We start from the raw sequence: 21,768 nt of genomic DNA, 5'->3' as shown, positions 1-21,768 counted from the left end.
TTCGGCGCCGACCGGCCGAATCTTCTGCTGACACGCCGAGCTTGGCTTAGAGTTTGCAGGCATGCAGACCCATGCGCCCCAAGTGGTCGGCAGAGACGAGGAAATCGAATACCTCAACCGGCTGCTGACTGAAGCACGCGAAGGCCGAGGGCACGCTGTATTTCTGATCGGCGAACCCGGGATCGGCAAAAGCAGGCTCGGTACCGTGGCCACGTCGAACGCGCTGCGACACGGGATGGCGACGCTCCGCGGCCGGGTCGGAACGATGGGCACGATGGTTGCCTTCCGGCCCTTCAGTGAGGCCTTCTTGGCGTTGATCCGCCGCCGGGAGATGCCCGATCCGGAGTCTCTCGGTCCCTACCGTCAGGTACTTGGTCGGCTGATACCGGAATGGGACGACCACAACGACGGTAACGGCAGCGGGCATGACGCGGGGATCTCCGCGGTCATCCTGGGCGAAGCGATCCTGCGGCTGTTGACCCTGATAGCAAGCGATCGGGGCGTACTGCTGCTGCTGGAGGATCTCCATGGCTCGGATCCGGAAACCCTCGCCGTGATCGAATACCTGCTCGACAATCTCGAGGACCAGCCGGTGGCTTTGGTAGCCACTTTGCGCCCGGACCAGGGATCCGCGCTCGACCTTGCCAGACTAGCTGACCAGCGCGGTACAGCACGGTTGCTGGAACTGCAGCCGCTCGACCGGCAGCAGGTTCGCGAACTCGCTGCGGGGTGTCTGGAAGTTGGCATCACCGGAGTGCCGGACCAATTGGCCGAGCGGCTGTGGACCGACAGTGCCGGCGTTCCCTTCATTGTCGAGGAACTTCTCCAGGAGGCCGACCGGACCGGTCAACTGCTGGCCGGTGCCGATGGCACCGTTCAGGTGGTCGAAGACCTCCGTACTACAGTCCCGGCGGCCGTCGTGCGCAGTATCAACAGCCGAACGGACCGTCTCAGCCCCCAATCCAGGGAGCTACTGCTACTGGCGGCAGTGATCGGCCACCGGTTTCCCCTCAGTGTGGTTCGGCGGGCCAGCAACGTCGACGAACGGTTGCTGCTGGCCACCTTGCGAGCGGGGCTGACCGCACAACTGGTCGGACCGGACGAGCCCGTCCCCGACTGGTACGCCTTCCGGCACCCGTTGACGGCCGAGGCTTTGTTAGCCGGACTGACGCCGCCCGAGCGCTCGGCGCTGGCGCTACGCTGCGCGAACGCCATCGAAGAATTGCACCCCGGACTGCCCGGAGAGTGGTGTCCGATCGCAGCGGAACTCGCGGAAAGTGGCGGCGAGGCGGCCAAGGCCGCACGGCTGTTCGCCAAGGCAGGACAGCGATCCTTCGAGGACGGATCGATGGCCTCGGCCGTTCATCTGCTGGACCGGGCCAATACGCTTCTTGCCCACGATCCCGATATCGACTATCGCGCCGATGTTCTTGGCGATCTGCTGCATGCGGCCGGCGAGACCGGCCAGTTCGACCATCCAGCTGCCACAGCCGAAGCGATCGATCAACTGGACAGCCTCAGACTCGACCACCGCAAGGTGGCCGCTTTGTACGTGAAGCTCGCCGGCCTCGAACACACAGCCGGGAGGTGGTCGGCAGCCCCGGTCCATTTGGCGATGGCCCGGTCCCTACTCGGCAACCAACCGACCGACGCCGACCTAGCACCGGTCGACTTCATGGCCGCTTTGTTAGAACTGACAAAGTCCAGCCCGGGCCGATTGCGGACAGCCGCCGACCTGGCCACCAGAGCAGCGGCCGCGGCCGAGCGCGCCAACCTCCCCTCGGTAGCTGTTGATGCCTGCCAGCTTCTCGGCATCCTGTCGCGCGAACACGACCTCGACCGATCGATCGCGTACTTCCAGCGCGCTCGGCAGCTGGCCACCGAGAACGACCTGGGGTTTCAGCGGGTTATCTCCCACCTCTACCAGGCCGGTACCATCTGCCTGGCTGAGGGCGACGTCACCGAACTCGAGCATGCGCGGCAACAGGCTCTGCAGTTCGGGGCCATCCCGACCGCCTACGAGATCGAAGGAGCGCTCGGACTACAGGCGATTCTGCGATCGGAGTACGCCCGGGCCACGGAGATCATCGAGGCTTGTCTGGAGGTCACCCAGCGTCTCAAACTGAGCCGCGGCGCGCCGTTCGAGGTGGTGACAATGGCCGTCCTGGCGGGCCATCAGGGCAAGCGCGCCGAGATGGAGACGAAGCTCGGCGAGCTGGCCATATGGGGCGAACGTGCATCACACGAGTTGCCACTGTCCTTCGGACTGGCCCGGACGTTCTGCGCGCTGCTCGAAGAGAACCGCGAACTCGCGGAGTCCGAGATGGCTCAGGCTCTCGCCTACGACGCCCAGAACCCCACCTCCTACCATATGGCCGGAAAGAACGGTCTCGGACTGCTGCTGGGCGTGCTGGCAGGCCGAAACGGCTGGGCGCACTACGAATCGGTCTCGGCGACAGCCGGGAGCAAGATGCGCTGGAATCGACAGTTCGTCGAACTGGCACACGCGGTGTTGCTCGGTAAGGATGGTAAAGCGGCCGATGCGGCGGCGATGGTCGAGCAGGCACTGGAGTCATCGGCGCTTTATCCGATGGCCCGGCATCTCGGGCTGCGGCTGATTGCTCAGCCTGCGGCGGCTGATGGCTGGGGTGAACCCGTCGCCTGGCTGCGGCAGGCGGAGGACTATTTCCACGAGGCCGAAGTACCCGCCGTAGCCAGCGCATGCCGGAGCATGCTGCGCCAGCTCGGCGCCACCGTCTCCCAGCGCCGTACCGGCTCCGACCAAGTCCCCGCGCACCTCCGCCAGCTGGGCATCACCACCCGGGAGTTCGAGGTGGTGCAGCTCCTGGTCGACAAGATCGGCAACAAGTCCATCGCATCCCGCCTGCATATCTCGCCGCGGACGGTGGAGAAGCATGTGGCGAGTTTGATGACCAAGACTCAGCAGCCGGATCGGGAGGCGTTGAGCAGTTTTGCGCGGACGGTGTTGCAGGACTGATCCCGGCGGATGAGCGTGTGCTGGCCAGGAGAGTGGTCGGTCAGTGATAGTTGTCGACTCACGGAACTTCCGGGGCGACCGCCCGCCTCCCGGGGTCCGGGGCACAGGCCGACGGCGCGCAGGGTGCGCGAGGTAATTTATGAACGCTCGCTTTATATATAAGATGGGCGAGTGGCAGGCAAGGGGTCGGACATGGGCAAGGGAACGGTCGGCGGCGGCGGTACGACGATGCTGCGGCGGATCAACGTCGCCGCGGTGCTGGACGCGGTTCGCCGCTCGGCGCCGGCGCCGCTGCGCGTCGCTGAACTGGTCGAGCGCACCGGACTGGCCAGGCCGACCGTGGCCCAGGCGGTGGACGAGTTGCTGGACGCCGGGTGGCTGCAGCAGCACGGGCCTGATTCCGCGGACCGTTCGCTCGGGCGTCCGGCGATCCGGGTCTCGCTGCGCGGGCGCGCGGCGCCGGTGCTCGGGCTGGATGTCGGTCCTCACCGGGTCACCGTGGGCGTCTCCGACCTGGCCGGCCGCAAGCTCTCCCTAGTACGCCGATCCGGCCCGGGCTGGACCGCCCAGGAGCTGCTGGGCGTCATCTCCGAGGTCATCACCGAGGCGCTTGCCGAGGCGGAGGTGCCGGCCGAGGACATCGCCGCTGCCGTCGCGGCCAGCCCCGGCATCGTGGACGAGCACACTGGTCGGGTGCAGCTGGTTCCCAGCGTTCCGGGCTGGTCCGCGGTAGACCTGACCAAGCATGTTCGCAGTCTGCTCGACTGCCCGGTCATGCTCGACAACGACGCCAACCTGGCCGCGCTGGCCATCGCTGCCGCTCGTGGTGGCACCGGCACGCTGCTGGCCGTCCAGTGGGGCGAGCGGCTCGGTGCCGGCATAGTGATCGACGGCCGCCTCCACCGCGGTACGGGCGCGGCCGGTGAGATCGGCTTCATCGCCACCGCACCGGACGACGTGATCAACCCCGAAGACAGCCGCGGCCCGCTGGAGCGTGCTGTCGGCTCCGAGGCCATCGCTGAGCTCGGGCGGCAGGCCGCGCTGGCCAACCCCGACTCCCGGCTCGCCGAGCTCGGTCGCGACCAGCTCGACACCGCTGACGTCTTCGCCGCGGCAGCCGAGCGTGACCCGGTGGCCCAGGCGGTTGTGCAGCAGGTGGCCCGCGACTTCGCCCGCGCGCTGGCGCCCGCAGTACTGGTCCTGGACCCGACTGCGGTCGTCATCGGTGGCGGTGTGGCCCGGGCCGGCGCCGTACTGCTCGATGCGATCTCTGACCAGCTTCGGCTGCTCACGCTCAACCACCCGAAGCTGGAGCTCTCGGCACTGGCCGAGGACGCCGTGGTGACGGGCGCCATGCGCATGGCCCTCGACGAGGTCTGGCAGCGCAAGCTGCCCACCCCTGCACTGACTACGACTGCCTGAGGCCGGTGACTGCCTTGGCGATGGCGTCAGGGCGGTCCAGGTGGACTAGATGCGCCGAGTCAGCCAGTACTTCGACACTCGCGTCGAGCTGGGCAGCGAGCGCACGCTGACCCGCCAGCCAGCTGGCGGCCGTGAAACGCGAGCTGCCCCCTGTTGCCACCAGCAACACAGTGGGAGGCAGCGCAGCCGGCGGGGACTCCAATAGCCGCGCGACCTCGGCCGCCAGCACCCAGCTGCCCGTCAGCTCTTCCCAGAACAGCAGCCACGAGCCGGCAGCGCCGTACCGGGAACGGGCGACCGCCCTGGACAGCAGGTCCCGGTTCCGCATGCTGCCGACGCGGACGAACACGCGCCGCGCAGCAGGCCCAAGCACCCCCGGTACGCCGACCCGCCCTGCAGCCCGCAGCAGCGCCCGCACCACTCGATCCCCCGTCGTTCCCGGGTACAGCCACCGCCACCCGGTCTCCGCAGTCAGGCTCGAGTCGATCAGCACCAGCCTGCCGACCTCGCCGGGGTGGGTGAGCGTCCAGCGCAGCGCGGCCAGGCCCCCGATCGAGTGCCCGAGCAACCCGACCGGAAGCGTCGCGCCGCCACGCAACTCGGAGACCGGTCCGGTGATCGGCGTCTGCCAGGGATCCACCACCCGCAGTTCGCTCCCGGGCAGGCGCGCGACGACCTCGCCGAACTCCTCAGGAGACTCGGCCAGACCCGGCAGCAGCACCCAGGAATCAGTCATCGAGTGAAAGCTTGCCTCAGACCGGGGAGCAACGTCGCCAGCATCAGGCAGACCAGCCCGATCGACACCCGTTGCAGGATCCCCGGCGGGTGCAGATCGTTGCCGGTCAGCACCTCCAGACCGGTCTCGATCCCGAGCCAGACCTGGGTCACGACAACAGCTCCGGCCAGCACGGCGACCACTCTGCCCCACAGACCGCCCCAGCCCGAGCGACGCAGTACCAGGACCGCGAAGATGCCCAGGGCAACACTTCCGATCCCGGCGACCGTCGAGGTGATCTCGTGCAGGATCAGCGCTGTGCCCGCCTGTCCGCCGTTCTCGGACTCCCGACACGCCGCACTCGCCGACGGCGCGCAGCTCATCGGCGACAACGCGTCGGACATCGTTCCGGCCCCGAAGACGGCGGCGCTGATCAGCAACCCGGCAACGTCTCTGTGCATCCGCGCCGCCGGCCGGCCGAGGACCGCCGCGAGCACCAGCAACACGCCCGCGCCGAGATCCAATGCACGGGCGTAGGCGCTGGTCGGCTGGTCGAGCGCGCCCAGCTCGCTCAGGAAGGAGGAATGGACGTTCAGCGGGTAGCCGGCGACCAGCTCGAGCAGCAGGCTGCAATAGAGCACGCCCGCGGCCACGAGAACACCCCGCATCAACCGATACGGAAAGCGGGCGGGGACGGCCATCATGCCGCACAGAGTTACATACGAGACCAAAGTCAACAGCTGGGGATGGGATGATCCTTCGGTGTCGTCGGAACAGGTCATCCCGAAGTGGAAGCAACGAGCGGCGGTCTGGGTCGGGCGGGTCGTCGTCCTCGCCTCGATCTGGTCGTTCGTCGCGATCCCGCTGCACCTGGTCGCGCCCTCCTACGTGAAGTGGGTCGACCTGGCCTTCGACTTCTTCGGGATCCCGGCCGGGCACACCTTCTTCTCCGCCGTGTACCTCGCCGTGGTCGGCAGCGCGCTGCTCCGGGGCAAGCGCGCCGCGCTGCTCTGGGTGCTCTGGGTCTTCGAGGTGCTCTGGCTGCTGACCGCGGTGGCGGCCGTCGGCTTCACCAGCATTCGGCTGGCCAATCCGAGCGATCCCGAGCTGCTCAGGGAGTTCGGCGAGGCCAAGCCGCAGGACCTCGAGCTGGCCATCGCCCAGGTGGTCGTGGTGGCCGCCCTGGTCCTGCTGCTCTGGAAGATCCGCGCCGCCTTCCCGGCCCGGCTGGCCCCTGGTACCCGCCGGCTCTCGGTCGGCGCGCTGGTCACCGGGCTGCTGATCTCGATCGCGGTCAGCATCAGCCTGACCCAGGTCTTCCCCAAGACCCTGGAGGGCCAGAAGGAGAAGATCGGCTGGGCGATCATGGCCGCGCTCGGCCAGAGCCGCAGCAAGATGGGCGGTCACGAGGGGCACGGCTGGGTCGGCCTGACCGTCGGTGCGATCTCGGCGGCCTCGCTGGTGATCGCCTTCGCGATCTTCCTCCGCTCCGTCCGCCGGGTCCGCTACCTCAGCCAGGCCGAGGAGTTGCACGTCCGCCGGCTGCTTCTCGAGTACGGCGAACGCGACTCGCTCGGCTACTTCGCCACCCGCCGCGACAAGGCCGTGGTCTTCTCCCCCGACAGCGAGGCCGCCATCGCGTACCGGGTGGTCAACGGGGTCAGCCTCGCCAGTGGCGACCCGATCGGCGATCCGGCGTCCTGGCCCGGCGCGATCCAGCGCTGGCTCGCCGAGGCCCGCACCTACGGCTGGTCCCCCGCCGTCCTGTCGGCCAGCGAGGAAGCCGCCCGCGCGTACGTCGACGCCGGTCTGCGCGCGCTCGCGATGGGCGACGAGGCGATCATCGACGTCGCCGACTTCACCCTCGAAGGCCGCACGATGCGTCCGGTCCGCCAGGCGGTCACCCGGGCCCAGCGCGCCGGCTACCACGCCGAGGTGGTCCGGCACGGCGACCTGTCCCCCGAGACTCTCGCGGAGTACGTGCGGCTCGCCGAGAAGTGGCGTGGCGCGCAGACCGAGCGGGGCTTCTCGATGGCACTCGGCCGGCTCGGCGATCCGGCGGACGCCCGCTGCGTGATGGTCATCGCGCGCGACTCCGACGGCACCGTCCGCGGCCTGCTCTCGTTCGCGCCCTGGGGTCTGCGCGGGGTGTCGCTCGACCTGATGCGGCGCGATCCGGAGTCCGTGAACGGCCTGATGGAGTTCATGGTCAACGCCCTGGTGGAGGCCTGCGGCGATCTCGGCGTCCACCACATCTCGCTCAACTTCGCCATGTTCCGGGAGATCTTCAGCGACGCCGAGCGCGTCGGCGCCGGTCCGGTACTGCGGCTCACCAACGCGCTGCTGACCGCCGCGTCGAGGTTCTGGCAGCTGGAGAGTCTCTACCAGTCCAACGAGAAGTACCTGCCCCGCTGGTCGCCCCGGCTGATCTGCTACTCCCGTGGCGTCTCCCTGGCCATGGTGCTTCTCGCCGCCGGTACCGCGGAGGGCTTCCTGCCCGCACCGCGGCCCTGGACGCGAGTCGACAGCACCAAGACGGCCGAGCGGCACGCGGTGATGGAGCCCGACGACGGTCAGTTCGCGATCTCCGTGCAGGAACAGGAACAAGAGCTGCTGCGGCCGGTGCTGCCGGATCGCAAGCTCACCGAGCAGGAGCGGATCCGGCGCGCCAAGCTCACCGAACTAGTTGCCAAGGGCATAGATCCCTATCCGGTCGAGGTGCCGCGGACGGAAACTCTGGAACGGATCCGCGCCCTGCACCAGAACCTGCCGGCCGATCACCACACCGGTGAGCAGGCCTCGGTCGCCGGCCGGGTACTGCGGATGCGCAACCACGGCGCGCTGTCCTTCGCTCTGCTGCAGGACGGTCTGGACTGCCTGCAGGTGATGCTGGGCGCCGGCACCTGCGGCGCGGACGCCGTGGAGAACTGGCGGCGACTGGTCGACATCGGCGACCACGTCAGCGTCACCGGCGAGATCGTCACCAGCCGTCGTGGTGAGTTGTCGATCGCGGCCACCGGCTGGACGATGGCGGCCAAGTGCCTGCATCCCCTGCCGGACAAGCGCAAGGGCTTCACCGACCCGGAGGCGCGGGTTCGGCAGCGGCACCTCGACCTGGTGATGAACCCGGCCTCCCTGCAGATGATGCAGCACCGCAGTACGGCGGTCCGCGCGCTCCGCAACGGCTTCGAGTCGCGCGGCTTCATCGAGGTCGAGACGCCGATGCTGCAGGCGGTGCACGGCGGCGCCAACGCCCGGCCGTTCGTCACCCACATCAACGCCTACGACACCGACCTGTTCCTGCGGATCGCACCCGAGTTGTTCCTCAAGCGGCTCAGCGTGGGCGGGCTGGGCAAGGTCTTCGAGCTGAACCGCAACTTCCGCAACGAGGGCGCCGACGCGACCCACAACCCGGAGTTCACCTCGGTCGAGGCCTACCAGCCGTACGCCGACTACACCGTGATGCGCGAGCTCACCCGGGAGCTGCTGATCGAGGCCGCGACCGCGGTGTTCGGCAAGCCGGTGGTGCAGCGGCCCGACGGCGAGCTGGACATCTCCGGCGACTGGCCGGTGATCACCGTGCACGACGCGGTCGGCCGCGCGACCAGCGTACCGATCGACTCCGGTACGCCGATCGAGCGGTTGCGCGAGCTGTGCGCCGACCACGGGGTGCACGCCGGTTTCGGCCTGTCCGCGGGCGAACTCGTGCTCGAGCTGTACGACGAACTCGTTGAGCCGAACACCACCCTGCCGACCTTCTACACCGACTTCCCGCTGGAGACGTCACCGCTGACCCGCACCCACCGCACCGATCCGCGACTGGCCGAGCGCTGGGACCTGGTCGCCTTCGGCGCGGAGATCGGTACGGCGTACTCGGAGCTGGTCGACCCGGTCGAGCAACGGCGCCGGCTCACCGAGCAGTCGCTCAAGGCGGCGGCCGGTGACCCCGAGGCGATGTCGCTGGACGAGGACTTCCTCAGCGCGCTGGAGTACGCGATGCCGCCGACCGGTGGGCTCGGGATCGGGGTCGACCGGGTGATGATGATGCTGACCGGCCAGAACATCCGCGCCACCCTCGCCTTCCCGTTCGTCCGGCCGGCGCCCCGCGGCTGACCGGGAACCGTTCCGGGCCGCTGCCCGTCTGACACGAAGCGGTCATTGGGGTCGCTGGAAACGCCTTTGCCGCATAGGGTTTGCCGCTAAGGGGAATTTCGAGGCCTGGGGGCTTTTTCATGCGCAGAACTCTGTCCGTTTCGGTCGGCGTCGCCGTTGCCGTCCTGCTGGCCGGCTGTGGTGGTTCGGGTGACGAGGGGAAGCTGGCGGAGGTGACCCCGACGTCTTCGGCACCGACGACCACGGAGCCCACCAGTGCGCCGACCTCCGAGCCGACGCCGACGCCGACCCCCACTCCGACGCCGACGACACCGGCCGGGCCGCTGACGCAGGCGCAGTACCAGACCGCCCTGATCCGGCTGGACCAGCGGATCGCCGGCGACATCAACGCCCTCGGCACCGTCAAGACCGAGGACAGCCTCACCGCCGCGATGGAAAACCTGGCGCAGACCCTGAACGCCGAGTCCACCGCACTGGGAGCGCTCAAGCCACCGGCGCGGGCCGTCGCCGCCAACCGGGTGCTGCAACTCCGGCTGAAGGCCGCGGGTACTTCGCTGGCCACCGGCGACACCAGCAACGTCGGCTGCGGCGGACTCGCTTTCGTCTCCCAGGCGCTGCAACGCCAGCTCGTCAACACGCTGTCCGTCGCGGTCACCCAGCTGCGCACTCTCGGCCTGGTCTTCGGCCGGACGCTGCCCGACCTCGGCCCCGAGCCCACCGGCAACCGGCCGTCCAACGGCGACGTCATCATCCGGACCGGCGCCGGTGGCTCCGGCGCGCTGCGGGTCAAGAACGGCTCGGCCGTGGACGTCGCCGTCTCGATCGTCACCGCCGGCCGGGCGCCGGGCAAGCCGCACATCATGATGTACGTGCAGTCCAAGAAGACCGCGACCGTGTACCGGATCGGCGGCGGCTACACCCTGTACGTCAAGAGCGGCAAGGACTGGAACCCGCAGCGGCGCCAGTTCAGCTCCGACTGCTCGTTCAAGAAGTTCGACCAGCCGTTCAGCAAGAACCAGGGCTGGGAGGTTCAGCTGAAGCCGTCCGTCCTGGGCAACGCTTCGTCCACCAAGGTCGACCCGTACTGACCCGCTTCAGCGTGAGCGACCCGCGGGCACCTGCAGGCTGCCGTACCGCTCCATCCGCTGCCAGCGCAGCCGTGAACCCGCCAGCGCGGTGACGACCGACTGGATCACCACGAGGTACATCAGCTGCCGGTAGACGAACTGCTGCAGGGGCAGACTCCACAGCGGCCCGATCGACTCGCCGTCGAGCCGGAACGCGTAGAGACTGGTCAAGGCCTGCACGGAAACGAAGGCCAGCCAGAGCGTGGCGACGTGCAGCGGGTCGAGGAAGATCAAGCCGTACAGCGCGAACACGTCGACGACCGGCGCGAGCAGCGGCAGCAGCACCTGGAACGCCAGCAGGAAGCTCAGGCAGCGCCGTCCGAACCGTCCGGCCTCGCCCCGCTGAGTGAGTGCGCCGCGGTGTTTCCACATCGCCTGCAGAGTGCCGTAGCACCATCGATAACGCTGTCGCCAAAGGGACCCCAGCGAGCTCGGCGCCTCGGTCCAGGCCTTCGCGCGTTCTTCGTAGACGATCCGCCAGCCGTCCCGGCACAGTGTCATCGTCAGATCGGTGTCCTCGGCCAGCGTGTCGTCGCTGACCCCACCGGCCCGCAGCAACGCGGTCCGGCGGAAGGCCCCGATCGCGCCGGGCACGGTCGGCATGCACCGGCCGAGGTCGAACAGCCGGCGATCCAGATTGAACCCGACGACGTACTCGATGTGCTGCCACCGCCCCAGTACTCCGTTGCGGTTGCCCACCTTCGCGTTGCCGGACACCGCCCCGATCCCCGGATCGGCGAACGGCTGGACGAGCAGCCGGACGGCATCCGGCTCGAAGACCGTGTCACCGTCCACCATCACCACCAGCTCGTACGCCGCCTCCTCGATCCCCCTGGTCAGCGCGGCCGGCTTGCCCGCGTTGAGCTGCCTGATCACCCGTACGCCGGGCAGCCGCAGCGCCTCGACCAGGTCGGCCGTGCCATCGGTCGATCCGTCGTCGACGACGATCACCTCGAGCGGATGATCGGAGGCCACCAGCGAGCGGACCGCCGCTTCGATCCCCGCGCTCTCGTTGAAGGCGGGCACCACGACGGTGACCGGTTCCGTGACCGGCTCCGGCCAGGCCGCCGCCCGGGTGCGCGAGTGCCTGCGTGCCGCCAGTACGGTCGCCGCAGCGCGCAGCAGGCTCAGGCCGCCGGCCAGGTAGAGCAGCCAGGTCAGCACCAGCAGGACGATGCCGCTGAGCTGGATCGCGGCGATCATCCCCAGCCCCCGAAGTCGCTCGCCGAGCGTGGCGGCCCGGACGGGCTGGGGAATTCCGACCGTCTCGCTGACCGTCTCGAACCGGAAACCACGCGCCTTCAGCTCGGGGATCAGTACGGCGAGCGCCGCGACCGTCTGGCTCCGGTCCCCGCCGGCGTCGTGGACGAGCAGGATCTGCCCGGCGTCACCGACCGGGCGGGAACTGCTGAGGATCCGCTCGACTCCCAGCCGGCGCCAGTCCTCACTGTCCTGAGTGGTCAGCACGGTGAGATAGCCGAGTTCTCGCGCGTACCGCATTCCCGCCCAGTCCTCGTCGGCGACAGCCTCCGCCCTGGACGAGTACGGCGGCCGCAGCAGCGGCGTACTCACTCCGGCGGCGCCGGCCAGGATCAGCTGGCTCTGCCGCAGCTCGAACGAGCGGCGCCAGTTCGGCAGCGCCGCCAGATCCGCGTGGGTGAAGGTGTGCAGGCCGAGTTGGTGGCCTTCGGCATCGATTCGCCGGGTCAGCCGCTGGTGCTCGGCGACCTGGACGCCGACCACGAAGAAGGTGGCCCGGGCGTCGTGTTCCTTGAGCAGGTCGAGGATCTTCGGCGTCCAGACCGGATCGGGGCCGTCGTCGAAGGTCAGCGCGATCGTCTTCGGCTTCGGCGCGGCGGTCCGGATCTCGGCGCCGCTGGCATCGATGACCGGACCACCGCCGCTGACCTGCTCGGGCACCTGGGCGAACGAAGTACGCTCCGGCGGCTCGGCGTCCGGCGCGGTACCGAAGAGGTGCTGGGTGTAGCCGTTCAGCAGCAGCGCGGCAACCAGGCTGACGACGCAGACCGTCAGGACCAGCCAGTGGGTGCGCAGCGGCACCTGGCGGGCACTGGGCGGATGAGTACGGCGGCGGATCATGACCGATCAGGCGTCACTTGCCGAGGCCGAGCAACCCTCCGACCCCACCGGTCAGCTCGACCACGGGATCGACCACCGGCTTGAGGATCGGCTTCACCACAACGACCACCGGCGCGAGAATCGGCCTCACCACCCTGCTGACCGGCTCGACGACCGGAGTCACCACTGCGGCCACCGGCGCCAGCACGGGCTTGACGACCGGTTCAACCACAGGCTTGACGACCGGCTTGACCACCGATGCCGGCGGGACCGGGACTACTGGGGCTTTCGGTGGCTTCGGCGCGGTCGGCTTGATCGCCGGCTTGGTCGCTGGTTCGGTGACCACCGGTTTCGCGGCGGGGTGTTCGGTCACCGTCTTCTCAACCGCCTGGACGCCTGGCTTGCTCGCCGCTTCTGTCACCTGCCGCGTCGGCTTCACCCGTACTCCGACCGAAGCCGTCCGCTCGACGGTCCTACCGGCTGCCGGCTTCGCGGCTGTAGGCACAGCCGGCCACTGAGCAGCCGTGCGGTCCGCGGCTCTCGCCGTCGAGTCCACCCCGATCGACGCCGCGGTCGGGCCGGTCGTCACCATCACCGTGTTCGGCACCGGGACCTGCTCGACCTGGCCTTCTCCACCGGCCGGTTCCCGCACCGCCGAATCCGCCTGCGCGCGATCCGCGGCGGCGGGTGGCAGCAGCGGAGTGTCGATCGTCGGGCCACCGAGCACACTGCTCACCAACAGCACCAGGTACGCCGAGGTCGGCGCGATCACCACCACCCCGGCTCGCCGGAGAGTCCGGCTGCGGCGGCCGGTCGGATCGACGAACACCGGCTCGCGAAAAAACGACTTCATGATTCCCCCGTCTCGCAGCGAACACTACGCCCGTCCGACCGGCAGGAACAGACACTGGGCAAGCGAAAACTCGCTGCTACGAACTGTTGCGCAGAGCCACTAACGGCAGGAGTTACTGCACGAGCCGGGGTCGAAATCCGCTGTCTGCTCAGCTGAGTGACTGCAGACCGACCACCGAGAGCAGGCGGAGTTTCTCGGCGGCTTCGGAGCCCGGCGGGGCGGTGTAGACGATCAGGCGCAGGTCGCTGCCCGGCGCGGTGAGGACGTCACAGTCGAGCCGGATCGGACCCAGATCGGGATGATCGACCAGCTTGGTGTTGGACTCGTGGAAGCCGACCACGTGGTCGTCCCAGAGCTGGGCGAAGTGCTTGCTCTTGGTGCGGAGCTCCTGGATGAGGGCGCGCAGGCCGGCGTCCTTGGGGTACCGCGCGGCCGCGGCGCGCAGGTCGGTGACCATCGCGCGAGCGAACCCCGCGGCCTGCTCGGGGGTTTGGTGGACCCGACCGAAGCCGGCCACCTCGCCGTGCTCGGCCATGAAGTGGCGCCAGATGATGTTGCGCTCGCGACCGCGGAGCAGAGAGGCATCACCGATCAGGGCGGACCACATCGGGTTCCAGCTGACCATCGTCCAGGCCGCGTCGCAGACGCTGAGCGGCGCGCCCTGGAGCTGGTCGATCAAGCGTTGGATGCCGGGCGGGATACGCGCCGAGATCTGTCCGGGCGCGGGAGGAGCCTGACCGGCGAGCACGAACAGGTGGCCGCGTTCGGCATCGCTCAACCGGAGCGCACGAGCCAGCGCCTCCAGCACCTGAACGGACGGCGCGGAGGACCGGCCCTGCTCCAGCCGCAGGACGTAGTCCACCGACAGCCCGGCCAGCGCGGCGAGTTCCTCGCGCCGGAGCCCGGGCGCCCGCCGGTTGCCACCCGCGGGCAGGCCCGCCTCCGCCGGAGTCACGCGATCCCGCCAGGCGTGCAGGGTCTTGCCAAGTTCAGCCACGTCTCCAGTATGTCGGCCGCCGGCCGGATCAGCCTGGGTACTGCCGGTCCCCAGGACGAAGCGTGCACTACCTGACCGGCCGGCACGCGACGAGATTGGAGCCATGACCACAACACTGATCACCGGGGCCAACAAGAGCCTCGGGTACGAGACCGCCCGTCAACTGGTTGCCCTCGGCCACACCGTGTACGTCGGTGCGCGTGACCCCGAGCGTGGACGCAGAGCCGCCGACGAGCTGGGCGCCCGCTTCGTCCAGCTCGACGTGACCGACGACGAGTCGGTCCGCGCGGCCGCCAAGGAGGTCGGGCAACTCGACGTACTCGTCAACAACGCGGGGGTTTCCGGGCCCTTCGTCTCACCGAGCGAGCTGACCGCGGACGACTTCCAGGCTGTCTACGACGTCAACGTCTTCGGCGCCTTCCGGGTCTTCGCCACCTTCCTGCCGTTGCTGGAGGCAAGCGAAAACCCGGTGGTGGTGAACGTCAGCAGCGGCCTGGGCTCGATTGCCATGGCCACCGACCCGGCGGTCCGCGAACCGGCCTGGATCCCGGCTCCGATCTACAGCTCGTCCAAGGCCGCGCTGAACATGCTGACCGCGCAGTACGCGAACTTGTACCCCGGCATCCGGATCAACTCCGTCGACCCCGGTTACACGGCCACCGACTTCAACGGCCACCGCGGCAACCAGACCATCCCGGAGGGCGCCGAGATCATCGTCCGGCTGGCCACCATCGACCAGACCGGCCCGACCGCCACCTACCAGCGCAGCGCGGGCGTCGTTCCCTGGTGACTCCGCCTCAGGGCAGAAGGTCGTCGACCAGGTCCAGCAGCGCATCCACCACCGAGGGCGACTCCGGCGGCGCGGGCGGTTCGGTCGGCGTCTCCGTCGGAGGAGTCGGCTCCGGCGTACTCGACGGGTCGGTCGGATCCGTCGGATCCGTCGGGCCGGTCGGGTCCGTGGGATCGGTCGGGTCGGTCGGGTTCGTCGGCGTTCCGTCCGGCGTCTGCGGCATCGCCGAAGTCTGCGGCGTCCCGGTCGGCCCCGCCGGCACCGGCGGCTGCTTGGTTGCCCCCGGCACTGAAGGCAGCGGGCGCTCGGCCGGCCCGCGTGAGGGTTCACCGATACCGGGATCGCCGGGCGTCGAGGTGGTCGTCGAGGTCGGTCCGGCCGAGGGCGCGTTCGTCACCAAGGGCCACCCATACGGCTGCGGCTGCCCCGTCTCGTCCACAGGCCCGGTCGACATCGGCGGCACCGACGGCACCGCAGTCACCTGCGGCGGTATCGACGGCAGATTGTCGCTGTCGTCCCCACGCGTCAACTCACCCGGCACCGGCGCAGCGGCCCGCACTCCAGGACCACCACCAGGCAACGGAATCAACGGCGCACCAAGCCGCGGCCCACCCAGCAGGCTGACCACCACCAGCACGGCGTACACGCCCAACGACGCAGCAACAACCACCACAACCCGACGGAGAAGCTCCTCAGCATTCGCCCGGCCCCAGTGACGTTCTGCCTGTTCTCCCTCAAAGAACGGCTTCACAAGACCCGCACAGTAGCGGTCACCCGCCGTTTCAAACACCCCCAACAACAATTCTCACCACCCGCACGCCCACTACCGCACACAGTCACAGCACCCTCGGTCACATCCTGTGGCAGCCTGGTGCGTATGTCTGCTCTCGTGTTGTTGCATGGGCTCGGTGCCAACGGGCGGGTTTGGGATGGGTGGGGAGGGCCTCGGGTGGCGCCTGATCTGCCGGGGCATGGGGTGGCGGGGAGTTTGCCGGGGTACACGTTCGAGGCGATGGCCGCGGGGGTTGCCGAAGGGTTGCCGGTACGCCGGGGGCTGGTTGTCGTCGGGCACTCGCTGGGCGGGGTGATCGCGCTCGAGCTGGCCGGCGGCCGGTACGGCGTACAGGTTGATCGCGTGGTTGCGTTGGGGGTCAAGGTCAGCTGGTCGGCCGATGACCTGGGCCGGGCGGGGGCGCTGGCTCGGAAGCCGGTGACGTGGTTCGAGGACCGGGACGCGGCGGCGGCTCGGTTTCTCAAGGTTTCAGGGCTGCAAGGTCTGGTCGATCCCGCCGGCGAGGTCGTCGGGCACGGGCTGCGGGAGGTCGACGGACGATGGCGGCTGGCGATGGATCCGGGCACGTTCGGGGTCGGTGCGCCGGAGATGGCGAGGCTGATCGCGGCGAGCCAGGGCGAGGTCGTCCTGGCTCGTGGTGAGCTCGATCCGATGAACACCGACGCCGACCTGACCGCTCTGCACGGTCAGGTCGTCACGTTGCCCGGGCTCGGGCACAACGCGCACGTGGAGGATCCGTCAGCACTCGATCACGTTCACGGCCAGGCCGCCTCGTGAGGTCTCCTTGTACTTGATCTTCATGTCGGCGCCGGTCTCACGCATGGTCTTGATCACCTTGTCCAGCGAGACCACGTGCACGCCGTCACCGTGCATCGCCATCCGGGCCGCGTTGATCGCCTTCATCGACGCCATCGCGTTGCGTTCGATACAAGGGATCTGGACCAGTCCGCCGACCGGGTCGCAGGTCAGCCCGAGGTTGTGCTCCATCGCGATCTCGGCCGCGTTCTCGACCTGCTCGGGCGTTCCGCCCAGTACTTCGCACAGCCCGGCGGCGGCCATCGAGCAGGCCGATCCGACCTCGCCCTGACAGCCCACCTCGGCACCGGAGATGGACGCGTTCTCCTTGTACAGAACGCCGATCGCCGCGGCGGCCAGCAGGAACCGGACCACCCCGTCCTCGTTCGCGCCCGGCACGAACCGGCAGTAGTAGTGCAGCACCGCCGGGATGATGCCGGCCGCGCCGTTGGTCGGCGCGGTGACGATCCGGCCACCGGCCGCGTTCTGCTCGTTCACCGCGAGCGCGAACAGGTTGACCCAGTCCATCACCTTCAGCGGGTCCACCGACCACTTGTCGCTGCTCAGCTTCTGATGCAGCGCGTGCGCCCGGCGCGGCACCTTCAGCCCGCCCGGCAGCGTGCCCTCGGTCTCGCAGCCCTCCTCGACGCAGTCCTGCATCACCTGCCAGATGTGCAGCAGGCCGTCGCGGATCTCCTGCTCGGTCCGCCAGGCCTGCTCGTTGGCGAGCATGATCTCGCTGATCGACAGCCCCGACTCGCGGCACCGTTCGAGCAGCGCGTCACCGGAGAGGAACGGGTACTTGAGCGGGGTCCGGTCGGCGACGATCCGGTCACCGGCCGCGGCGTTCTCGTCGACGACGAAACCACCGCCGACCGAGTAGTAGGTGCGCTCGCGCAGTACGTCGCCCTCGGCGGAACGGGCCAGGAAGGTCATCCCGTTCGGGTGGTAGGGCAGCGCCTTGCGGCGGTGCATGATCAGCTGGTTGCCCTCGTCGAAGACGATCTCCCGCTGCCCGGCCAGCCGCAGTACGCCGGCCGCGTGGATCGCGGCCACCCGGGTCTCGACCGAGCGGGTGTCGACCGTCTCCGGGTCCTCACCCTCCAGCCCGAGGATGACCGCCTTGTTGCTGCCGTGCCCGTGGCCGGTGGCCCCGAGCGAGCCGAAGAGCTGCGACTCGACGGCCGCCGTACGGTCGAGCAGACCGTCGGCCACCAGACCGAGCGCGAAGGTCCGGGCGGCTCGCATCGGTCCCACCGTGTGGGAACTCGACGGACCGATCCCGATACTGAACAGGTCGAACACACTGATCGCCATACTGGAGGCCTCCTGGTCGTCACTGACCGATTGGTATGCCTCCCCGCTCTGTCAGGCAGTGTGCCTTCCAGAGGTGCCTCGCCCGTACGGTGAAGGTGCCTGAGAGATTCTTGGGGAGAGTTGCTCCTACGGCGCCCGGGTCAGGCCCGGGTCTCTCCCGCACGGGTTCATGCGGCTGCTTCTTTTGTCACTCGCCGCGACGGTACGGCGCACCGGCGGCGCGCGTCAATCCGTTGGCCGGTGAACTCAGGACAGCCGGCCGGTGCGCTGGGCCCACAACTCGAAGAACCAGGTGAACAGCGGCGGGATGCTGGCCGCGAGCGCCGCCAGCGTGACCGGCAGGCTCCACCGCAGCGGTTTGCGGACCGCGAGCACGGTCAGCACGTAGGCGACGAAGATGCCGCCGTGGATCGGCCCGAAGATCTTCACGCCGATCTCGTTGTCGGACAGCACGTACTTGAACAGCATGCCGATCAGCAGTCCGGTCCAGGACAGCGCCTCGGCGATCGCCACTGCACGAAAGACCCGCGCGTGCTTGGATCGGGCCGGCTTCCCTACCGCGGTCGTCGTCTCAGTCATCAGGGCACCGACCCTAACAAGTCCCTCGAACCCTGCCGGGGTCCGGGCCGGGGTCACCCCGGATGCGCTTCGGGAGCCGCTTGCCGAGGATCGGTGGATGAAGCTCAGAAGCACTACCTGGGGCGTGGTCGGCGGCCTGTTCGTCGCCTGCCTGACCACACTGCCGGCCTCCGCTGCCCCGCCCGCCGCCCTGAAGTGGACGGACTGCGAGGTCAGACCCACCGAAGACCCAGAACTGGTTCGCGGCTCCAAGTGCGCCACTCTGCAGGTCCCCGTCGACTGGAACCGCCCGGCCGGCCCGACCTTCGGCCTCGTGATCGCCCGCCGTACGGCGAAGATCCCGGCCGCCCGCGTCGGGACCCTCTTCTTCGCCCCCGGCGGTCCCGGCGACTCAGGTGTCGACCGGATCCGCACCGGGATGACCCGCTTCCCCGAGTTGATCGAGGAAAGGTTCGACATCGTCAGCTTCGATCCGCGCGGGATCGCCCGCAGCAACCCGGTCGTCTGTTCGGCCGCGCTGCTGGCCCAGCAGCCGTCGCCGGTGATCGCCGACCGGGCGGCCTTCGAGCAGACGATCCGCTACAACCGCGACCTGGCGCAGGACTGCCGCGCCAACACCGGTCCGCTCTACGACCACGTCGACACCCTGCAGTCGGTGCGTGACGTCGAGGCGATCCGCGCGGCGCTGGGCGAGTCCAAGCTGACCTTCCATGGCAGCTCGTACGGCACCCTCCTCGGCCAGCAGTACGCCGAGAGGTATCCGCACCGCCTCCGTGCCCTGGTACTGGAGAGCGTCTTCGACCACGGCGACGCGACCACCGGTCGATGGCTCGACGACCAGGCCGCCACGGTCCAGGACTCGTTCTCGGAGTTCGTGAAGTGGTGCAAGCAGACCACCACCTGTTCGCTGCACGGCCGCGACATCTCGGCACTCTGGGCAGACCTGGTCGCCAGGGCAGCCCGAGGTGAGCTCCCCGATCCTCGGCAATCCGCGCTGAAGGCAACGCCGTACTCGCTGACGTTCGGCGCCTTCCGTCAGCTGTACGAGCCGAGATGGGCCGCGCTGGCCAACCTCCTCAAGCGGCTCGACGAGAGCGCTCCGCCGACCGGTGAGCCGCCCGTACCGACCGGGCTGGCGCCGAACCCGCTGGCGCCGTTCTGCCGGGATCTGAGCCTGCCCGTCCGCACGTACGGCGAGTTTGCTGCTCACCTACGTCGAATCGCCCGGAACACCGCGGACCTGAAGCTGCCGCCGACGCTGATGGCCGTGACCAACTGTCTCGGGCTGCCGAAGGCACCCAATCCGCAGCGCGATGTCGAGGTGCATGGGCTCAGGACTCCGGCGCTGCTGCTCAACTCGCTGCACGATCCGGCGACCGGCTACGCGGGAGCCAGCAGCGTCGCCCGGCAGCTCGGCAAGCAGGGAGTCCTGGTCACCTACGAAGGCTGGGGTCACGGCGTCTACAACTCGGGCCCCTGCACTCAGCAGGCCGTCAACGACTACCTGGTGGCGCTGAAGCTCCCACCGCGCAGCACCCGCTGCGCCGCGGTACCGCCGACCGGCTGAGGTCCCCCCCGGGTCCTCAGTCGGGGCCAGCCCGGCCGGTGCGCCGCCGCGGCCCCCCACTGCAGCGCACCAGGCCGGGATTGACCCTCCCCCGCCCGTTACATCGTGCAGACGGCCCGAGTGTTACTGCAGGTGACCAGATTATTTTCGGTGCCTGTTCCGTGACTCCAAGTAATCGCCCTGCGCGCCTCGATCAGCCGGGAAGATGGCCGCGGGTCCAGGCCTCGAGGCCGTCGGTGGTGATGGGGAGCGCCTCGGTGAGAATCTCGAGCCGGTCGGAGTGGACGACCACGTTGTCCTCGATCCGGATGCCGATGCCACGCAGCTCGGGCGGGACGGTCTCGTCGTGAGGATGGAAGTAGAGGCCCGGCTCGACCGCGAGCGCCATCCCGACGTCGAGGTCGGCGGCGAAGTAGGTCTCCGGGCGGGCCGCGTCGCAGTCGTGGACGTCCAGGCCGATGTAGTGACCGAGCCCGCAGACGACGTACCGGCGGTGCTGTTGACCGTCCGGTCCGAGCGCCTCGTCGAGCGAGACGTCGACGACACCCCAGTCCCGCAGTCCTTCGATCAGCACCCGCATCGCCTCGTACTGGAAGGCCCGGTACGGCGACCCCGGCCGCACCACGTCGAGCGCCGCCACGTGCGCCTTGTGGACCAGGTCGTGCACCTGCCGCTGGGCCGGCGTGTACTCACCGGTCACCGGGAAGGTGCGGGTCACGTCGGCGGTGTAGAGCGTCCGCGTCTCCACCCCGGCGTCGAGCAGGATCACGTCGCCCTCGCGCACCGCACCGTCGTTCCGCACCCAGTGCAACACCGGCGCATGGTTGCCAGCAGCAACAATAGACGCGTACCCCGGCCCGTTGCCCGCGGTCCGGGCGCGCCGGTCGAAGGTGCCCTCCAGCCAGCGCTCGCCGCCACCACGCACCGCTTCGGGCAGCTCGCGCGCCACGTCGGCGAACGCGAGCACGCTCGCGTCGACCGCTTCGCGGAGCTGGTCGAGCTCCCAGTCGTCCTTGATCCGGCGCAGCTCGGCCAGCGACTGCCGCAGTTCCTGGGTGTTCGACGGGTTGCCGCCGGCCAGCGCGTCCAGCAGCGGCTCCACGCCGTACGTCGTCATCATCGCCGGTACGGCGCCTCGCACGGCAGCCGGCAGTTCCTCGACCGGCCGGCACGGCAGCTGCAACGCCTCCGACCAGTCCTTCAGCCCCGGCACCGGCCCGATCCACAGCTCACCGTCCCGCGCACTGGCGAAGAAGTCGGCCTCGGACGGTCCGGCCGTCTCGCGCAGGTAGAGGGTCGCGTCGCCGTCACCGGAGATGACCAGCACCGCCCCCTCGGCCTGACAGCCGGTCAGCCAGACGAAGTCGCTGTCCGCACGGAAGCGATAGTCGGTGTCGTTCGACCGAACCGGCGCCCGGCCCGCGGCGACCGCGATCCGGCGACCGGGCAGCGCCGCCGCCAGCTTGCGCCGGTGCTCCGCCGCTGCTTCGGCCAGGCCGGCCGGCAGCCGCACGGACCGGTCGACCGCCCCCCAGTCCCGCGCGATCGACTCGCGGAATCCGGCCGCGTCGATCGGCCGGTACGACTTCCGCTGTTCCTCGGTCCGGTCTTCACTCATCTGCT

At 69.2% G+C, this 21,768-nt stretch carries 16 protein-coding genes and 1 riboswitch; of the genes, 7 read left to right on the top strand and 9 right to left on the bottom strand.

The window, feature by feature from the left end; all coding sequences use genetic code 11:
* Window positions 1-61: 61 nt before the first annotated feature.
* A complete protein-coding gene (locus OX958_RS04320; RefSeq protein ID WP_270135850.1) occupies window positions 62-2,998 on the top strand; it encodes a helix-turn-helix transcriptional regulator in 2,937 nt (978 codons plus the stop codon).
* 171 nt (window positions 2,999-3,169) lie between these two features.
* A complete protein-coding gene (locus OX958_RS04315) occupies window positions 3,170-4,420 on the top strand; it encodes an ROK family transcriptional regulator (protein WP_270135849.1) in 1,251 nt (416 codons plus the stop codon).
* On the opposite strand, the gene OX958_RS04310 is transcribed toward OX958_RS04315, so the two are convergent.
* Together OX958_RS04310 and OX958_RS04305 are read right to left on the bottom strand one after the other, a co-directional pair.
* On the bottom strand, window positions 4,407-5,156 hold the full coding sequence (locus OX958_RS04310; protein ID WP_270135848.1) for an alpha/beta fold hydrolase: 750 nt from the start codon (window positions 5,154-5,156) through the stop codon (window positions 4,407-4,409). The genes OX958_RS04315 and OX958_RS04310 overlap by 14 nt on opposite strands.
* Window positions 5,153-5,803: a DUF998 domain-containing protein gene (locus OX958_RS04305; protein WP_270135847.1), complete on the bottom strand. Its 651-nt coding sequence runs from the start codon at window positions 5,801-5,803 to the stop codon at window positions 5,153-5,155. Before OX958_RS04305 ends, OX958_RS04310 begins: the two co-directional genes overlap by 4 nt.
* A 94-nt stretch (window positions 5,804-5,897) precedes the next feature.
* Here OX958_RS04305 and lysX point away from each other — a divergent pair, with 94 nt between their 5' ends.
* Both lysX and OX958_RS04295 read left to right on the top strand, forming a co-directional pair.
* Window positions 5,898-9,248, top strand: a complete 3,351-nt coding sequence (lysX, locus tag OX958_RS04300; protein ID WP_270135846.1) for a bifunctional lysylphosphatidylglycerol synthetase/lysine--tRNA ligase LysX — start codon at window positions 5,898-5,900, stop codon at window positions 9,246-9,248.
* A gap of 119 nt (window positions 9,249-9,367) precedes the next feature.
* Window positions 9,368-10,336: a hypothetical protein gene (locus OX958_RS04295; RefSeq protein ID WP_270135845.1), complete on the top strand. Its 969-nt coding sequence runs from the start codon at window positions 9,368-9,370 to the stop codon at window positions 10,334-10,336.
* Window positions 10,337-10,342: 6 nt separating this feature from the next.
* Here OX958_RS04295 and OX958_RS04290 read toward each other — a convergent pair whose 3' ends face one another.
* The 3 genes from OX958_RS04290 to OX958_RS04280 all read right to left on the bottom strand — a co-directional run bounded on the left by OX958_RS04290 (window position 10,343) and on the right by OX958_RS04280 (window position 14,304).
* Window positions 10,343-12,475, bottom strand: coding sequence for a bifunctional polysaccharide deacetylase/glycosyltransferase family 2 protein (locus OX958_RS04290; protein WP_270135844.1), 2,133 nt, complete (start codon window positions 12,473-12,475; stop codon window positions 10,343-10,345).
* A gap of 13 nt (window positions 12,476-12,488) precedes the next feature.
* Window positions 12,489-13,307, bottom strand: coding sequence for a hypothetical protein (locus OX958_RS04285; RefSeq protein WP_270135843.1), 819 nt, complete (start codon window positions 13,305-13,307; stop codon window positions 12,489-12,491).
* 148 nt (window positions 13,308-13,455) lie between these two features.
* Complete coding sequence (locus OX958_RS04280; RefSeq protein ID WP_270135842.1) at window positions 13,456-14,304, bottom strand: helix-turn-helix transcriptional regulator; 849 nt, start codon at window positions 14,302-14,304, stop codon at window positions 13,456-13,458.
* Between the two features lie 103 nt (window positions 14,305-14,407).
* On the opposite strand from OX958_RS04280, the gene OX958_RS04275 reads away from it, so the two are divergent.
* Window positions 14,408-15,094, top strand: coding sequence for an SDR family NAD(P)-dependent oxidoreductase (locus OX958_RS04275; RefSeq protein ID WP_270135841.1), 687 nt, complete (start codon window positions 14,408-14,410; stop codon window positions 15,092-15,094).
* A gap of 7 nt (window positions 15,095-15,101) precedes the next feature.
* Here the strand turns inward: OX958_RS04275 and OX958_RS04270 are convergent, their stop codons facing one another.
* Window positions 15,102-15,767 carry a hypothetical protein gene (locus OX958_RS04270; protein WP_270135840.1) on the bottom strand — a complete coding sequence of 222 codons (666 nt, stop codon included), beginning with the start codon at window positions 15,765-15,767 and terminating at the stop codon, window positions 15,102-15,104.
* 204 nt (window positions 15,768-15,971) lie between these two features.
* Here OX958_RS04270 and OX958_RS04265 point away from each other — a divergent pair, with 204 nt between their 5' ends.
* Window positions 15,972-16,664 (top strand): alpha/beta fold hydrolase, encoded by a 693-nt coding sequence (locus tag OX958_RS04265; protein WP_270135839.1) that lies wholly within the window; start codon window positions 15,972-15,974, stop codon window positions 16,662-16,664.
* Here OX958_RS04265 and OX958_RS04260 read toward each other — a convergent pair.
* Together OX958_RS04260 and OX958_RS04255 are read right to left on the bottom strand one after the other, a co-directional pair.
* Complete coding sequence (locus OX958_RS04260; protein ID WP_270135838.1) at window positions 16,626-17,999, bottom strand: L-serine ammonia-lyase; 1,374 nt, start codon at window positions 17,997-17,999, stop codon at window positions 16,626-16,628. The two genes, OX958_RS04265 and OX958_RS04260, sit on opposite strands and share 39 nt — an antisense overlap.
* A gap of 77 nt (window positions 18,000-18,076) precedes the next feature.
* Window positions 18,077-18,169: riboswitch (glycine riboswitch) on the bottom strand.
* A gap of 76 nt (window positions 18,170-18,245) precedes the next feature.
* A complete protein-coding gene (locus OX958_RS04255) occupies window positions 18,246-18,578 on the bottom strand; it encodes a DUF3817 domain-containing protein (protein WP_270135837.1) in 333 nt (110 codons plus the stop codon).
* Between the two features lie 97 nt (window positions 18,579-18,675).
* On the opposite strand from OX958_RS04255, the gene OX958_RS04250 reads away from it, so the two are divergent.
* On the top strand, window positions 18,676-20,145 hold the full coding sequence (locus OX958_RS04250; protein ID WP_270135836.1) for an alpha/beta hydrolase: 1,470 nt from the start codon (window positions 18,676-18,678) through the stop codon (window positions 20,143-20,145).
* A gap of 193 nt (window positions 20,146-20,338) precedes the next feature.
* Here the strand turns inward: OX958_RS04250 and OX958_RS04245 are convergent, their stop codons facing one another.
* A complete protein-coding gene (locus OX958_RS04245) occupies window positions 20,339-21,763 on the bottom strand; it encodes an aminopeptidase P family protein (RefSeq protein WP_270135835.1) in 1,425 nt (474 codons plus the stop codon).
* Window positions 21,764-21,768 lie beyond the last annotated feature (5 nt).

The organism is Kribbella sp. CA-293567, assembly GCF_027627575.1.
GTDB lineage: Bacteria > Actinomycetota > Actinomycetes > Propionibacteriales > Kribbellaceae > Kribbella.
This window is presented reverse-complemented; position numbering and strand designations above follow the sequence as displayed.

Bases quoted from the DNA above. Each gene is read 5' to 3' on its own strand.
- OX958_RS04320 (WP_270135850.1), top strand. From the start codon at position 62: ATGCAGACCCATGCGCCCCAAGTGGTCGGCAGAGACGAGGAAATCGAA.
- OX958_RS04310 (WP_270135848.1), bottom strand. From the start codon at position 5,156: ATGACTGATTCCTGGGTGCTGCTGCCGGGTCTGGCCGAGTCTCCTGAG.
- OX958_RS04305 (WP_270135847.1), bottom strand. From the start codon at position 5,803: ATGCGGGGTGTTCTCGTGGCCGCGGGCGTGCTCTATTGCAGCCTGCTG.
- OX958_RS04295 (WP_270135845.1), top strand. From the start codon at position 9,368: ATGCGCAGAACTCTGTCCGTTTCGGTCGGCGTCGCCGTTGCCGTCCTG.
- OX958_RS04290 (WP_270135844.1), bottom strand. From the start codon at position 12,475: ATGATCCGCCGCCGTACTCATCCGCCCAGTGCCCGCCAGGTGCCGCTG.
- OX958_RS04285 (WP_270135843.1), bottom strand. From the start codon at position 13,307: ATGAAGTCGTTTTTTCGCGAGCCGGTGTTCGTCGATCCGACCGGCCGC.
- OX958_RS04275 (WP_270135841.1), top strand. From the start codon at position 14,408: ATGACCACAACACTGATCACCGGGGCCAACAAGAGCCTCGGGTACGAG.
- OX958_RS04265 (WP_270135839.1), top strand. From the start codon at position 15,972: ATGTCTGCTCTCGTGTTGTTGCATGGGCTCGGTGCCAACGGGCGGGTT.
- OX958_RS04260 (WP_270135838.1), bottom strand. From the start codon at position 17,999: ATGGCGATCAGTGTGTTCGACCTGTTCAGTATCGGGATCGGTCCGTCG.
- OX958_RS04255 (WP_270135837.1), bottom strand. From the start codon at position 18,578: ATGACTGAGACGACGACCGCGGTAGGGAAGCCGGCCCGATCCAAGCAC.
- OX958_RS04250 (WP_270135836.1), top strand. From the start codon at position 18,676: ATGAAGCTCAGAAGCACTACCTGGGGCGTGGTCGGCGGCCTGTTCGTC.
- OX958_RS04245 (WP_270135835.1), bottom strand. From the start codon at position 21,763: ATGAGTGAAGACCGGACCGAGGAACAGCGGAAGTCGTACCGGCCGATC.